This is a genomic window from Brachyspira innocens ATCC 29796 (genome assembly GCF_000384655.1).
GTDB lineage: Bacteria > Spirochaetota > Brachyspiria > Brachyspirales > Brachyspiraceae > Brachyspira > Brachyspira innocens.
Genome location: NZ_ARQI01000116.1, coordinates 49,776 through 63,633 on the forward strand (window position 1 = coordinate 49,776; position 13,858 = coordinate 63,633).

12 protein-coding genes are annotated in these 13,858 nt (G+C 26.4%); 7 read left to right on the plus strand and 5 right to left on the minus strand.

The annotated features are described in order from the left end of the window. Positions 1-147 precede the first annotated feature (147 nt). The 3 genes from F811_RS0109305 to F811_RS0109315 all read right to left on the minus strand — a co-directional run bounded on the left by F811_RS0109305 (position 148) and on the right by F811_RS0109315 (position 3,814). Positions 148-1,041: an Abi family protein gene (locus F811_RS0109305; protein WP_020004975.1), complete on the minus strand. Its 894-nt coding sequence runs from the start codon at positions 1,039-1,041 to the stop codon at positions 148-150. 186 nt (positions 1,042-1,227) lie between these two features. Further along, positions 1,228-3,318 carry an ATP-dependent DNA helicase RecG gene (gene recG / locus F811_RS0109310; RefSeq protein WP_020004976.1) on the minus strand — a complete coding sequence of 697 codons (2,091 nt, stop codon included), beginning with the start codon at positions 3,316-3,318 and terminating at the stop codon, positions 1,228-1,230. Positions 3,319-3,340: 22 nt separating this feature from the next. Then, complete coding sequence (locus F811_RS0109315) at positions 3,341-3,814, minus strand: YkvA family protein (protein WP_020004977.1); 474 nt, start codon at positions 3,812-3,814, stop codon at positions 3,341-3,343. A 158-nt stretch (positions 3,815-3,972) separates the two neighbouring features. Between F811_RS0109315 and F811_RS0109320 the strand changes: the two genes are divergently transcribed. Together F811_RS0109320 and F811_RS0109325 are read left to right on the plus strand one after the other, a co-directional pair. Next, complete coding sequence (locus tag F811_RS0109320; protein ID WP_020004978.1) at positions 3,973-4,731, plus strand: PilZ domain-containing protein; 759 nt, start codon at positions 3,973-3,975, stop codon at positions 4,729-4,731. Continuing rightward, positions 4,712-5,317, plus strand: coding sequence for a 5-formyltetrahydrofolate cyclo-ligase (locus F811_RS0109325; protein ID WP_020004979.1), 606 nt, complete (start codon positions 4,712-4,714; stop codon positions 5,315-5,317). Before F811_RS0109320 ends, F811_RS0109325 begins: the two co-directional genes overlap by 20 nt. Positions 5,318-5,348: 31 nt before the next feature. Here the strand turns inward: F811_RS0109325 and F811_RS0109330 are convergent, their stop codons facing one another. Then, entirely contained in the window at positions 5,349-5,852 is a 504-nt protein-coding gene (locus F811_RS0109330) for a chemotaxis protein CheW (RefSeq protein ID WP_020004980.1), read from the minus strand. Positions 5,853-6,424: 572 nt separating this feature from the next. Next, positions 6,425-7,501 (minus strand): ankyrin repeat domain-containing protein, encoded by a 1,077-nt coding sequence (locus F811_RS0109335; protein WP_020004981.1) that lies wholly within the window; start codon positions 7,499-7,501, stop codon positions 6,425-6,427. Positions 7,502-7,712: 211 nt separating this feature from the next. Here F811_RS0109335 and F811_RS0109340 point away from each other — a divergent pair, with 211 nt between their 5' ends. The 5 genes from F811_RS0109340 to F811_RS0109360 all read left to right on the plus strand — a co-directional run bounded on the left by F811_RS0109340 (position 7,713) and on the right by F811_RS0109360 (position 13,364). Continuing rightward, positions 7,713-8,144: a hypothetical protein gene (locus tag F811_RS0109340; protein WP_020004982.1), complete on the plus strand. Its 432-nt coding sequence runs from the start codon at positions 7,713-7,715 to the stop codon at positions 8,142-8,144. 252 nt (positions 8,145-8,396) lie between these two features. Next, complete coding sequence (locus tag F811_RS0109345; protein ID WP_020004983.1) at positions 8,397-10,622, plus strand: glycoside hydrolase family 2 protein; 2,226 nt, start codon at positions 8,397-8,399, stop codon at positions 10,620-10,622. Between the two features lie 316 nt (positions 10,623-10,938). Then, positions 10,939-11,379: a MarR family winged helix-turn-helix transcriptional regulator gene (locus F811_RS0109350; protein WP_020004984.1), complete on the plus strand. Its 441-nt coding sequence runs from the start codon at positions 10,939-10,941 to the stop codon at positions 11,377-11,379. A 68-nt stretch (positions 11,380-11,447) separates the two neighbouring features. After that, positions 11,448-11,888 carry a YkgJ family cysteine cluster protein gene (locus F811_RS0109355; RefSeq protein ID WP_020004985.1) on the plus strand — a complete coding sequence of 147 codons (441 nt, stop codon included), beginning with the start codon at positions 11,448-11,450 and terminating at the stop codon, positions 11,886-11,888. Between the two features lie 9 nt (positions 11,889-11,897). After that, entirely contained in the window at positions 11,898-13,364 is a 1,467-nt protein-coding gene (locus F811_RS0109360; RefSeq protein ID WP_020004986.1) for a B12-binding domain-containing radical SAM protein, read from the plus strand. Positions 13,365-13,858: the final 494 nt, after the last annotated feature.

Below are 13,858 nucleotides of genomic sequence, written 5' to 3' on the forward strand. Positions count from 1 at the left end.
ATAAAGTTTTAAACTTAATAAAAACTTGGGTGGGTGCCTTAATTTTTAATTAGACTATAAAAATAATAAAAATTAAAATTTTAAAATAAAACAATAAAATATAAAGGGTGGGTATGTAAATAAAATTTTATTAATTAAAAAGAATATCTACTTTTTTAAATAATCTTTCCATTTTTCTGGAAATCCTATATGAACAAAATCTATATCATTTTTATATTCATCAATAAGTTTAATAAAATTTGATAATATTTCATTATTCCACTTTTCTTTAAAAGGATATAATTCTTTAACTGATAATATAGCTCCCCATAACTTTCTCTCAGAATTATTATCTAAATTATTCATTCCTTTTGGAATAGATGGAAAAATTCTATAATAAAGTCTCCCATAATGAGCACAAATATTTCTTAAGTCCGTACAGCAATGAAGCCAACTTTCTAATTTATAAGCCGTAATATTATACATATCCTTTGCTAATATTTTCTGATCCTCTAATTTCAAATTAGCAAAAAAAGTTGATAACATACCAAAAGTAAATATTTTTGTTGCTGCCCATATTGGAAAATTAGAATTATATTTATCTATATAATGTTTAATGAATAATACTTTATTATTATTTTTTACTTCTCTTTTAAATTTTTCTATAAATTTTTTATGATACTCTATCTTTTTATTTATATATTTTAAATCATCATTTTTATTATAAAAATTTGTTTCATCTAAATATCCTAATGCTCCATATTTATGAACATGATAATATGATATTTTAGCACGAATAAAAATATATATCTCTTCTAATGCATTAAATAATATAGTATGCAGTTTTCTATCAAACTCATAAATATTAAAAACTTTTTCAAATGAAGTACCATTAATATAACTTCCGTTACTTTGTTTTAAAGGTAAAAAATAAGCACTAAAATGATAATAATTTACTGATTCAAGTATAGATATACATTTTTTATCATCATTAATAATACAGCCTCTATCTTTTAATTTTTGAAGCTGTTCTTCATATTTATAAGTATGTTTTATATCCATAAAATAACCATAAATAAAAAATGTCCCCCAATGGTCCACATCATCAAGTGACGTGCAGGGGGTACTGTTAATATAATTATATATTATATGATGTTTTTGTCAATATTAAATCAGAATATTTTATTTAAAATAAATTACTATAGTGTGATTTTTTATTTGTATAAAAATACTAAAATATATAAAAAACTATTCATCTTTAACTATTCTTGATTTTAGATAATTAGCTTTCAATATAAACGCTTCATTTTCTTTGTAAAAAGTTTCTTTTGAGTTTTCATCTTTAAGTAAAGAACGCATTTCATCTTTGGCCTTACGCATTATTTCTTTATCTTTTATGATGTTTCCAAGTTTGAAATCTGGAATACCGCTTTGCTTATCGCCTAAAAACTCTCCAGCCCCTCTTAATTCAAGATCTTTTTCTGATATTTTAAATCCGTCAGTAGTTTCGCATATTATATTAATTCTCTCTTTTATAATGTCATTAAGTTCGCTGTGTAGTATAAGATAACAGTAGCCCAATTTATCACCTCTTCCCACTCGTCCGCGTAACTGATGAAGCTGTGATAAACCAAAACGCTCAGCTCCTTCAATTAATATAGTTGTGGCATTTGGATTATCAATACCTACTTCTATTACAGTAGTTGAAAATAGTACTTTTATCTCTCCTTTTGCAAATCTGTTCATTATATATTCTTTTTCTTCGTCTTTCATTTTTCCATGTATCATTTCTATTTGAATATCTGAAAAGTATGTTTCTTTAGCTCTCTGAAACTCACTTGAAAGAGTTATAAAACTAGAATCATTATTTTCTATGAGTGGAAAAACAACATATCCCTGTTCTCCTTTTGATATTCTGTTTTTTAAGAATTTATAGCAATGATCTCTTTCATAAAGCTCTTTATATTTTGTAAGTACTCCTTTTCTTGAGCTAGGAAGAGTTTTTATAATTGATAAATCCAATTCTCCAAATAATGTTAATGCCAATGACTGAGGGATAGGGGTTGCAGTCATAAGAAGATAATCAACATTTTTTCCTTTTGATAGTAGTTTATTTCTTTGGGCAACTCCAAATCTCTGCTGTTCATCTACTATTGCATAAGAAAGATTTTTAAATATTACCTCATCATAAATAATAGAATGCGTTCCAACTAATATATTGCTTTTACCTTCTCTAAGTCTTTTTAATAAATATCCTCTTTCGCTTTGACTTACAGAAGAGGTGAGTATATCTATTTTTATAGTATCTTCAAGTCCAGCTAATTTAATAATTTTTTTGAAAGTATTATAATGCTGTATAGCCAGTATTTCGGTGGGTGCTAAAAATGCTGTTTGAAATCCAGATTCTATTGGTATCAATGCTGTTAAAAATGCCACTATAGTTTTACCAGCTCCTACATCTCCTTGAAGAAGTCTAAACATTTGCTTTTTTGAAAATAAATCATTTTTTATTTCGTTTATAGCATTTAATTGATCTTCGGTAAGTTCAAAAGGAAGAGCAGATTTTACTTTTTCAAGCAGATTTGAAGAATTATATCTTTCATCTTTTATTAAAATATTAGGTCTTCTCTCACTTAAATGTATATACTGAAAAGTTAGAAACTCTTCAAAAATTAAACTCTCTCTAGCTTCATCAAGAGCTTCAAATGATGTAGGAAAATGCATCTCCATAATAGAAGGAACAAAACTTTTGAGTCTGTATTTTTTTTTAATAATGCTTGGTATATCATATTTCATATTTTTTTCAAATACTTCAAGCTCATCTACGATTAGAGTTCTTAACTTTTTTTGAGAAAGCCCTTCAGTAAGAGGATATATTGGAACTATCTTGCCATATGATAATGCATTTGAAGAAGGCTTTTCAAACTCTGTCATTCTGCATTGAAGTTTTCCTCTGTTTCCTCTTACAAACTTTCCAGTTAAATATAATTTAGCTCCTTTAGTAACTCCAGCGGGAAGTCTTCCGCTGTAAATAGGTACTTCGCATATTGCAGCTCCATCTGTAACTATAACTAAAGGTTTATTTTTATACTGAAAATTAAAAGAGGATATATCAAGAACTTCTACATATACAACACTTGTTTTTTCTTTATTTTCTAATGCCTCATGAAGTTTCAGCGTTTTTCTTCTGTCATCATAGGTTCTTGGAAAAAAAGCTATTAAATCATATAGTGTTTCTATTCCTTTTTTTGCTAATATTTCTGCGTATTTAGGACCTACACCCTTTGAATATTTAATACTTTTAGTAAAAATTTCTTTGCTGTAATCACTTTTTTGCAAGACTTTGTTTTCCTATTGTATTTTATTTGTGATTATCATCAACTATTTCATATTCTGCTTCATTGATATTATCATCTGCTTTATTTTCAGCATTTTCTTCTGTATTAACAGCATCTTCTCCGTATTTCCAAGTTTTGTATTTATTTAAATCATCAGAAAAATATTTTAAACATAGTCCTATTATAAAAGCATCATCAAATAATCCAGCTATAGGTATAATATCTGGTATTGCATCTATGGGCATTATAATATATATTAATGCACCTGCTATTGAAGCTATAGTTTTCCAAGGTATATTTTTATAGCTGCCGTTTATATAATCTCCTATCATATCTATCATTAATTGTATTTTATCTAAAAACTTAGAAAGATGTGCTGATGAAGATAAATTTAGTATTTCTTTTGATTTATCAAATATAGATTTAAGTTTATCTAATGTAATATCCAATGAGAACTTATCCCATAATTCTTTTGCTTTACTTTTCATATCGCTCATAAATAACTCCTATAAAAAATAATATATTTTCCGTATATTATAACATATAAATAAAAATTATAAATATATTTAGTATTATATTTTTTTATTGAAAATATTGCATAAATAATAAATTATGTTATACTTAAAAAGTAAGTATTAACAGGAGTTTTAATAAAATGGATAAAGAACAAGTAAAAGGCGTTATTATAGAAAAAGACCCTTCTATATTAAATAAATATAAATCAGCTTTTAATGATCAATTTACTATAAGCAGTTTTACGGATACTAATTCATCTTTGGCATATATTATAGAAAATAATTTGAGTATATATTTTTATATAATTAAATATAATGAAGATGAAAAAGACAGTATTAAGTTTTTTACAGATAAAATTAATAAGATAAATCCGCAAATAAGATTAGTACTTACTGATATATCTGATAACTTTAATGCAGAAGATTATCCTAACGCCTTAACTTTCCCTAAAAATACTGATATAAACACAATTGTACATACTATTACTACCGAAATATCTCGTAATGCAGAAGATTCTTCTAAAAGAAGAAGACAGTATTCCAGAGTAAATTGGCCTTTAAATGTTATTATAGCTTATAAAGATAAAATTAGAGGCACAATAGATAGAAATATCCTTTCAATAAGCGGTAATGGTGCTTATATATCTTCTGATACTAATATACCAGATAAAGGTGATATGCTTGGTCTTACAATATCCTTCAAAGATTTTAAACTCTTTACTGAAGCTAAGGTAGTTTGGATTAATAATGATAATCAAAAACCTGATTTGCCTAAAGGTTTTGCTGTGCAGTTTATTGATATAGGTATGGCTTCACAAAAAATTATTGACCAAATTATCCGCGATAAACTATTACAGGAAATATTAGTAGAATTTAAAGATGAGAACTTCTCTTCATAATGATTCTGATATAAAAGAAGCTAAACAATTAATAAGAACTTCTTTTAAACTTATTAGAAACAATTTAGATGACTCTTTTATAGAAGCTAAAAGTAATATTATATATAAAAAATTTAAAAATATAGTTAATATTAGTAAATTTACTTCTATATGTGTATATATCGACTTTAATCATGAAGTACAAACTCAAAAAATTATTCAATATGCAATGGATAATAATATTAAAGTATCTGTTCCTTTTCTTATAGATGATCATAACATGAAATTAAAATATATTACTGATTATAATAAAGATATTAATAGAAATACTAGGTTTGGTAACGGAGAGCCTTTTGAATATTGTAGAGACTGCAGTATTGATGAAGTTTCTATGTTTATTATTCCAGCATTGGCATTTGATGAGAAATGCAATAGACTTGGATTTGGAAAGGGGTATTATGATAATATCTTAAAAAGAAATAGAAATGCCCTTAGAATAGGTTTAGCTTATGACTATCAAATACTGCCATCTATACCAAAAGATGATAATGACGAGATATTAGACATTATTATCAGCGAAAGCAAAGTAATAACAGCTATTTTTTAATTAATTTTCTTTTTATCATATAATATTTATATTATTTATCAGGTTCATCATCTTCATCAGTAGTAAATAATTTTTCCAAATCAAGTACAACTAACAATTTATCTTCTAATTTACCTACACCTTTAATATATTTCTGCCCTATACCAGAAAGCATTGGAGGAGGAGGCTGAATATCAGAATTTGAAATGGATACTACTTTAGATATGGAGTCAATAATAATACCCATATCAACATCTTCTATTTTTACAATAATGATACCAGTATTTTTATCGCCTTCAGTTTCTTCTAAATGGAATCTCTTTTTTAAGTCTATGATAGGTATAATATTTCCGCGTAAATTTATTACACCTTCTACAAAATCTGGGGCATTAGGTATAAGAGTAATCTTTTCCATTTTAATTATCTCTTTAGCCTGCATGATATCTATAGCATATTCACCGCTGCCTAGTCTAAAAGTAACAAGGTTGGTACTATCTTCAACATCAGCTCTGCTTTCTGTACTTTCTGCAGTTTGTTGCTCTAGCTGTTCTGCCATTTAAAATGCCTCCATTTATATTTACAAGTTAGTTTATTATCGGAAATAACTTTTTAATATTTTATAATATAACAAAATATTTTCAATTACAAAAATTAAATTTGATATTAATTAACTATACTATTTTATGTTATTTTTACCTAAAAGTCAATAATTTTTAATATTATGATAAAATACTTTATAATATATTTATACTTACAATTTTTAAGTTTGTAAAAAATTGTTTTTAATCTTATTTATTTGTGGCTATTGCTATGCACATTTCATACCCCGCAGTTATTTGTGACAGTATAAAATACTAAGTAAAAGCTATAAAAACGATATTTTATCGCCTGCAGCCAAAAACGGCATTTAGTAAAGTTTATATTTATGGGCAGTTTATAATTTTTGTAAAATGTCATACATTTAAAACATATAAAGTTATGATAATTGAGTTTTTAATTAATTGTATACGAATGATAAAAACTTTATCGAAAATTTATAGCGAATGCTGGAAAAAGTTGATAATGCATTTACAAAAATATAATAATTGAAAAATAAAATTGTTTCAGAAAATATTATGTCTTTTTAAACTACTTTGAATATTCATCAAAAAGTTTAATGATATCATCTCTATTCTTTTTTGCAGCAAGTCTGTATGCCGTATTTCCATAGCTGTTTCTGTCTTTAGGATTAGCACCAGCTTTTAAAAGTTCTTCTATTATATTAATAGGTGTTCCTATAGTTCTGTATACTTTTCTGTTTAAGCTAGGGTCTTCAACTGGAGATTCGTATTCATACATTACAGCACGTATTAATACGGTATTTCCGTTTCTGTCGCGGGCATTAACATCAGCACCAAGCTCTATAACTTTTTTAATCAAATCAAAATCTAACTGCCTTTTTTCTATTAGGTACATAAGCAAAGTTTTACCGTCTCCCATATTGAAAGAGTTTACATCAGCACCTAAATCTACATATTCATTAAATATTTCTTTAGAATAACTGCTGTCAAAATTAGTAGATACCATTACAGCATTATATATAATAGCTTCATTTAAGTTTGTAGCACCTGCATTTACTAATTCTCTTATTATATCAATATTTGATGCAGCAGTTAATGGAGATTTTTTCTCAGCACCTTCATAATTTCTATATGCTTCTATATAAGCTCTTGTGTTAACATTAGCACCTTTATCTATTAAATATTTAACTACTTCTAAATTATCACCTTCACAAGCAGAAACCAAAGCTGGATTAAGGTCTTTAGCACCAAGTTTAATAAGCTCTTCTACTATATCTAATTTTCCGCCAAGTGCTGCATATGATAATGCTATATTATAATTACTAGCACCAGCTTTCATCATTTGTTTTGCAATATCCCAATATCCTTCAGCACAGGCTACATAAAAAGAAAAATCAAAATCTTTAGCTCCGAAATCAAGAAGTTCATTAACTATATCTATATTACCAAGCTGAGCGGCATACATTAAAGGACTCATTCCATATTTTATATTGTATAAATCTAAATTTTCTCCGTCTCTTAATAAAATTTTTATTCTTTCTATATTATTATCTCTTATAGAGTCCATAAGCTCATCATTTTGAGCGGAGAATAAATATGTATTAAAAAATATTATCAAAAACAAAAAAATAATTATATTTTTCATCATAAAATCCAAGCTGTAAAATACCGATTCAATTATCGGAAATAAAAAAACTATGCTTACTAAATAAAAATTTACTAAAAAAACAAATAAAAATCAATAATTAGTAAACATAACAAGGTAATAATTATAAATCTGTATTGATATTTATTCTTATAAGTTTATAATTACTAATATAGGGGTAGAATTAATAATATTTAAGAGGTATAAAATTATGGAAATAAGTATACGTAATAATGCTCCTTATATAAGAAACAATAATAATATAAGAAATAACAGCAATAATATAGCTAATATTATTCAAGAAGCAAGAGAAAAAACTCCGATTAGTGAAGTAGGCGTATGCAAAACTTGTGCCTCAAGAACCTATCAGGACGGCTCTAATGATATAGGAGTATCTTTCAAAACTCCGACAAGAATAGACCCTTCAAGTGCACCTTCCCTTGTAGCTTCACATGAGCAGGAACATGTTGCCAATAATCAAAGATCAGCTGAAAAAAGCGGCGGAGAGGTAATTTTTCAGAATGTAACATTAACTACTAATATATGCCCAGAATGCAAAAGAGTTTATATATCAGGAGGCGTTACAAAGTCTGCAATAGCAAGCTCTTCAAGCAAAGGCAATAATGTAGACACCTATGCCTAAAATATTTAAAAAGTTCTGTTTTTTACTAAAACTTCAACCTATATAATAATTACTACAATTAATTTGAAGTTTCTGTTTTACTTATTTCATATTCAGCATGATGCTTGTTTGAAAGCTATTTAAAACTCTATGTAGTAATGTTTAATTAAAAAAAAAATTATTACAAAAACATTTTTATACAAGTTTCATTGATTTTTTATTTTTTAAATATAAAATATTTGCCATAGAAAAAATTTTGGAGTATGTACTAAAATGAGAGAAATAATAAATTTTAATACCAATTGGCAATTTTTTAAAGAATGGAATGATGGCATAAAAACAGAAAAACTAAATGGTGAAAATGTAACATTGCCTCATACAGTTTCAGAAATACCATTACACTATTTTGATGAATCAGATACTTGGCTTATTACTGGATATCAAAATATATTTAATTATGATAAAGCCAAATTTCAAAATAAAAGAATATTAATTAATTTTGAAGGAGCAATGGCTGCCGCTGAAGTATTTGTTAATAATAAAAGTTTTTCAGAGCATAAAGGCGGATACTTACCTTTTATATATGATATAACAGATGCCTTAAAAGAAGGAGAAAATATAATAGCTGTAAAATTAGACAGTTTGGAAAGAGATGATATACCTCCTTTTGGAAATGAAATAGACTATCTATGTTACGGCGGTATATATAGAGAAGTTCAGATAATAATAGTAGATGATATTTCAGTAGAAAATATTATGATAACTGGTCTTGCCAATCAAAATATAACTGGAAAAATAAGAATAAGAAACAGCAAAAAAACAAATGCAAAAGAAACTATCTCTATTAATCTCTACAACAGAGAATATCATATATGCGAAATAAAAAAAGATATTCAATTACAAAATAATGAACTATTTACAGATATTGAAATAGATGAACATATAGATTCTGACAGAATAGAGCTATGGACTATTAATAATCCTAGACTTTATAAATTGGAAGTTTCGCTTTCTAATGAAGACAGTACTTCTGTAAGAATAGGTTTCAGAGATGTTAAATTTACAGAAGACGGTTTCTATTTAAATGGAGAAAAAATAAAATTAAGAGGTTTAAATAGACATCAGAGCTTCCCATATGTTGGTTATGCTATGCCAGAGAGAATACAGAAAAAAGATGCGGATATATTAAAATTTGATATGGGACTTAATGTTGTACGTTCTTCGCATTATCCTGCTTCGAGACACTTTTTAGACAGATGCGATGAAATAGGATTAATGGTTTTTGAAGAAATACCAGGCTGGCAGCATATAGGAGATAAAGACTGGCAGAAAGTTTCTGTAGAAAATGTAAAAGATATGATAGAAAGAGATTTTCATCATGCTTCTATAATAATTTGGGGAGTTAGAATAAATGAAAGTCAGGACAATCATAATTTCTATAAAGAAACAAATGAAGTGGCTCATAAACTTGATAAAACAAGACAAACAGGCGGTGTTAGATATATAGTAGGAAGTGAACTATTAGAAGATGTATATACAATTAATGATTTCAATTATGACGGTAAAGCTGACCCTATAAGAGCACAAAAATGTATAACAAAATTAGATAAAAATGTTCCTTATATGATAACAGAATATAACGGACATATGTTCCCTACAAAAATGCAGGACTGTGAAGAGAGAACTATAGAACATACTAAAAGACATTATGAAATTATTAATGCCGTAGCTATAGATAAATATTTAGCAGGATCTACAGGCTGGTGTGCTTTTGACTATCATACTCATTATAACTTTGGTTCGGGCGACAGAATATGTTATCATGGTGTTTATGATATGTTTAGAAATCCTAAAATGGCGGCAAGTGCTTATTCATCACAAATGTGCAAAGACTACAAAATAGTATTAGAGCCTATAACAGTATATTCAAGAGGAGAAAGATCCATAGGTGGTATCTCTCCTTTAATGATATCTACAAACTGCGACTATATAGAAATATATCATGAAAATGACTTGATAGTAAAAGAATATCCAGCGGCAGGAAAATATCAAGGATTAAAACATGCTCCGGTAATTGTAAATATGGCTGTTAATATACCAGGTGTAAGTGATATGGACTGGGCAGATATAAAAATTGTAGGATATATAGACTCAAAACCTGTTATAGAAAAAAGCTATTTAAAAAATCCAACTTTCAAAGAGCTTGAAGTAAAAGCTGATGACTATGAAATTAATTCTATAAGCGAAGGTTCATCTTGGGACTCAACTAGAATTACTGTAAAAGCTTCCGATGCTTTAGGAAACAGACTTCCATATATTAATGAGGCTATAAAAATTAATGTTGAAGGCGAAGGAGAACTTATAGGAAATGACAACCCTGTACTAGAAGGCGGTTATTATTCTTTCTGGGTTAAATCTAACAGCAAAAAGGGTGAAATAAAAATTACTGTATCAAATAAAAGAGTTGAAACAAAAACTATATCAATAAAAGTAAATTAATAAATATTGATAAAAAATATTCATTAAATATAAAGGGCTTGAAATATTATTTTCAAGTCCTTTTTTAATAATAAAAAATTATATACTAAAATGATTTTATTTGTTATTTTTGTTGTTATTTTGTTCAATAAAGCAGAGTGTTAGTAAAGTATATGAGCTATAACTAAAAAACTATAAGTATTAATAAATTTGGTTTCAAGTATGAATTTTATATTTTAAGTATTCAAAAATTACTATTCTTTTAATAAACAATACTTGTTTTATTTTAAATATATTGTTTAATATAAATAAAAATTATATTAAAGCAGGTAAAGTCATGAAAAATGAAGAGCTAAAAAAATGTATGGAAGTTATGTATAATTTTTGGTATACTTCCAATAGATTTTATTATTTATGGGCTAAACAATACGGCATTACAGATTCAACTTTATTTACTTTACTTATTATTTATAACAGTAAAGAATGTTCTCAAAGCTCCATTACAGAAAAATTATCATTGCCTAAACAGACTATTTGTTCTATATTAGACAATCTTGAAAAAAAAGGATACATAAAGAAAAAAATTAATGCAGAAGATAAAAGAAATAAAATTATCACTCTAACAAAGAAAGGAATAACTTTTGCAGAACCTATTTTAAAAGATTTAGAAAAAATGGATATAAAAATGCTTAAATGCCTATCAGCTGAAGAGATAAAAACATATACAGAACCTCAGAAAAAACTTATTGAGTTTATGGAAAATTATTTTAATGATTAATATATTGAATTTTAATCAATTATCATTATAATATTTATAATATATTTAAATAAAGGGGTGATTTTATTTTGAAAGTAATACCTTCAGACAGTCTTTTAAAAAACAGACAGGAAAAAGTTAGTGAAAAACTATGTGCAGACTGCAACTCATTATGCTGTCATGACCTTGTTATGGAAATATCCAAACCTAAAAATGAAAGCGAACTTAATACATTAAAATGGTACCTGCATTTTAGGCACTCTTTTATTTTTATATACGAAAATACTTGGTATCATATGATAAGAAGCGAGTGCCGATATTTGGATAAAAAAACGTACCTTTGCAAAAACTATGAAAACAGAAATGAAATCTGCTCTAAACATAGTCCGCCTAAATGCGAAAGATATGAAGAGTGGTATGATGTAATTTTTGATGATCAGTATGAATTAGAAAAATACGTATATGAAAACAAGATTATTAAAAAGAAAAGCTCAACTGCAAAAAAGAAAACTTCTAAAAAGACTAAATAAACTATTTTTATGAAAAAAAAAGAAATAAGAAAAGTATGCATAACATATCCGCCCTTTGAATATAATATAGGATATCCTTTAATATCTTTAAATAAACAGTTTCAATGGTTAAAAAATCCTACATATTCATATCCTATAATACCTTCATATGCAGCTACGTTTTTAAAAAATAATGGAATCAATGTTATATTCTTAGACACAATAGCAAGGAATATGACTACTATAGAATGGTTTGAAAATATAGAGGAAATACAGCCTGATTTGATATTTTTTGAAGTAAAAACTCCTATTATAAACTATATATGGGATACTATAGATGTTATAAAAGAAAAATATCCTAATACATATATTGTTCTTGCAGGAGATCATGTTACAGCACTTCCAGAAGAGAGTATGGAAAAATCAAAAACGGATTTCATACTTACGGGAGGCGATTACGATATGCTTCTTTTTAATTTGGTTAATCATATTAATAACGGCGATAAATTAAATAAAGGAATATATTACAGAACATCTAATGGAAATATCAAAAATACTGGTCAATTTGTTTTAGAGGAATCATTAGACAGACTCCCATTTATAGACAGAAATCTTACAAACTGGAAATTATATTCAAAAATAAATGATCATTTTAAAAAAACACCAGGTACATTTATAATGTCTGGGAGAGGATCTATATATAATAATTATAACAGCAACTCTTCTAATGTACTTTTTAATAATATAAGGCTTAGAAATCCTATAAATGTAGCAGATGAAATAGAATATTTAAATAAACGCTATGGTATAAAAGAAGTGATAGATACTACAGTCTATTTTCCTACTGGAGAATGGCTTTCATTATTCTGTGAAACAATGAAAGAGAGAAAATTAAATAAAAAAGTTTATATTGACTGCTATATGTATCTTGGGGTTCTTGAATATCAGGATTATAAGATGATGAAGAAGGCTGGATTTAAGACTATTATTTTTAATCTTCCTTCTGGAAATGCTAAAACTATAGAAAAGCTAGGTATTACAGACAACAGTGTGGAAAATATGATTAATTCTATAAAATTAGCTAAAAAGGCTGGGCTTTTTACTGATATGATGGTTAAATTAGGATATCCTTGGGAAAATGAAGAGGATATAATAAATACTTTTGAAATAGTTAAATATTTGATGCTTAATGGATATATAAACTCTATGAATGTATATATTTTTGTACCTTATCCTGGAACTAAATTATTTAAGTATTGCGATGAAAATAATCTTATTGTTACAAAGAATTGGTTTGATTATGATATGAGGCAGAGCATAATGAAAATCGATATAGATGATGATAAAATATTTAAATATATTGAATATTTTTATAATTTATCTTTTAATCCTCTTTATGTTATGCAGAAAATAAAGAGTATAAGGGATATTTACGATATAAAATATCATATAAAATCTTTTAAAAATGTACTGTCATATTATTTAAATAATTATTAGTATGATATAAACTGTAAAAAAAAATTTATACTTGCATATAAGACGTTTTAATGATATTCTTTTATTATGGTTTATATAATTATATAAATAATATTTTTATTAATTACAAAAATTGCGGGCGTATATGCTAACAATTTTTATTAGCAATAATAAAAAATAATAATTTTTAAATATTAGAAAGCCAAATATAAAAATTGTGAGCGTATAGCAAATTCATTTGCTATACATTTTTAGCAAACAATTTTTATTAGCAATAATAAGAAAAATTATAATTTTTAAATATTAGAAAGCCAAATATAAAAATTGTGAGCGTATAGCAAATTCATTTGCTATACATTTTTAGCGAACAATTTTTATTAGCAATAATAAATAATAATTTTAAGGATTAAAATTTAATGAAAAAAACAATCATTTTTATACTGTCCATTATTTTTATACAAAGCAATTTATTATTTAATGATGTTGTAAACAGCATAGTAGGAATAGTAGGCTCT

What these genes read in the sequence shown, in the direction of transcription:
- F811_RS0109305 (WP_020004975.1), bottom strand. Translation starts at nt 1,041, where the DNA reads ATGGATATAAAACATACTTATAAATATGAAGAACAGCTTCAAAAATTA.
- F811_RS0109315 (WP_020004977.1), bottom strand. Translation starts at nt 3,814, where the DNA reads ATGAGCGATATGAAAAGTAAAGCAAAAGAATTATGGGATAAGTTCTCA.
- F811_RS0109320 (WP_020004978.1), top strand. Translation starts at nt 3,973, where the DNA reads ATGGATAAAGAACAAGTAAAAGGCGTTATTATAGAAAAAGACCCTTCT.
- F811_RS0109325 (WP_020004979.1), top strand. Translation starts at nt 4,712, where the DNA reads ATGAGAACTTCTCTTCATAATGATTCTGATATAAAAGAAGCTAAACAA.
- F811_RS0109330 (WP_020004980.1), bottom strand. Translation starts at nt 5,852, where the DNA reads ATGGCAGAACAGCTAGAGCAACAAACTGCAGAAAGTACAGAAAGCAGA.
- F811_RS0109335 (WP_020004981.1), bottom strand. Translation starts at nt 7,501, where the DNA reads ATGAAAAATATAATTATTTTTTTGTTTTTGATAATATTTTTTAATACA.
- F811_RS0109340 (WP_020004982.1), top strand. Translation starts at nt 7,713, where the DNA reads ATGGAAATAAGTATACGTAATAATGCTCCTTATATAAGAAACAATAAT.
- F811_RS0109345 (WP_020004983.1), top strand. Translation starts at nt 8,397, where the DNA reads ATGAGAGAAATAATAAATTTTAATACCAATTGGCAATTTTTTAAAGAA.
- F811_RS0109350 (WP_020004984.1), top strand. Translation starts at nt 10,939, where the DNA reads ATGAAAAATGAAGAGCTAAAAAAATGTATGGAAGTTATGTATAATTTT.
- F811_RS0109360 (WP_020004986.1), top strand. Translation starts at nt 11,898, where the DNA reads ATGAAAAAAAAAGAAATAAGAAAAGTATGCATAACATATCCGCCCTTT.